1 protein-coding gene is annotated in these 1086 nt (G+C 46.0%); it reads left to right on the top strand.

What is annotated here, in order from left to right; translation table 11 throughout:
* The coding region (locus F6K51_RS37995) for a c-type cytochrome (protein WP_293031521.1) at nucleotides 1–350 on the top strand (350 nt) is incomplete at its 5' end.
* Nucleotides 351–1086 lie beyond the last annotated feature (736 nt).

The following is a 1086-nucleotide window of genomic DNA, read 5'->3' on the forward strand; positions in this document are numbered from 1 at the left end:
CACCTGAGCCTGCTGCTGAGCCAGAAGCAGTAGCAGAGGAAGAAACAGCTCCTGCTGAACCTGTCGAAGTAGCTGTAGCCGTAGATGAAGCAGCCCTAGCTAAATCAGCACAAGTCTTCGCAGGTAACTGTGCCAGTTGTCATGCGGGTGGAAAAAATTTAATCAATGCCCAAAAAACTCTGAAAAAGGATGCCCTTGAGAAGTATGGCATGTACTCTAAGGACAAGATCGTTTACCAAATCACCAATGGTAAGCCCCCCATGCCAGCCTTCAAAGGTCGCCTAAAACCGGATGTGATTACAGCCCTTGCTGATTATGTGTTGTATCAAGCTGACAATGGTTGGCAGTAGATTGATACAATCGGGTTTCTAAACGATTTGTAAAAATCAATCGTAAGCGAACAGCGATCAGCGATCAGGTATAAGTTATCAGCTATCAGCGATCAGCGATCAGGTATAAGTTATCAGCTATCAGCGATCAGCGATCAGCTAAAGGCTGACTAATAACGGCTGACGGCTGACGGCTGACGGCTGACGGCTGAATTCTTACTCACAACCTATTTATCATTCCTAGATCAGTATTAGTGGTTAGTAGTTAGAGGTTGTCTGAGAAGTCTCATTTGCTACATCCAAGCCCCCTAAATCCCCCAATTTTGGGGGACTGAAGCCAATTAACTCTTGTTCCCCCCAAAGTTGGGGGGCTAGGGGGGCAAAATTCAGTATAAAAAAACTTTTCAGATATCCTCTTAGTTGTTGGTGGTATTTTCATTACCAACTGGCTGCTGACCACTAATTATTTTTTATAGCGCTGCGCTATAGCTTAGGACTTACGCATTTGCCCCCTAAATCCCCCAATTCTGGGGGACTTTAACTCAATTTCCCCCCAAAATTGGGGGGCTAGGGCGTGTTTTCAAAGTTTTCCGCAAGATTATGATCCCCCCCAGCCCCCCTTAAAAAAGGGGGGAGCCATAGTCAAAGTCCCCCTTTTTTAAGGGGGATTTAGGGGGATCTCCGAGGCAAGAAGACACACCCTAGGGGGGCGAAATCAAGTTAACCGCGTAAGTCCTATAGCTGAAGATGTTTCTAA

The organism is Moorena sp. SIO3I8 (genome assembly GCF_010692325.1).
Classification (GTDB): Bacteria; Cyanobacteriota; Cyanobacteriia; order Cyanobacteriales; family Coleofasciculaceae; genus Moorena.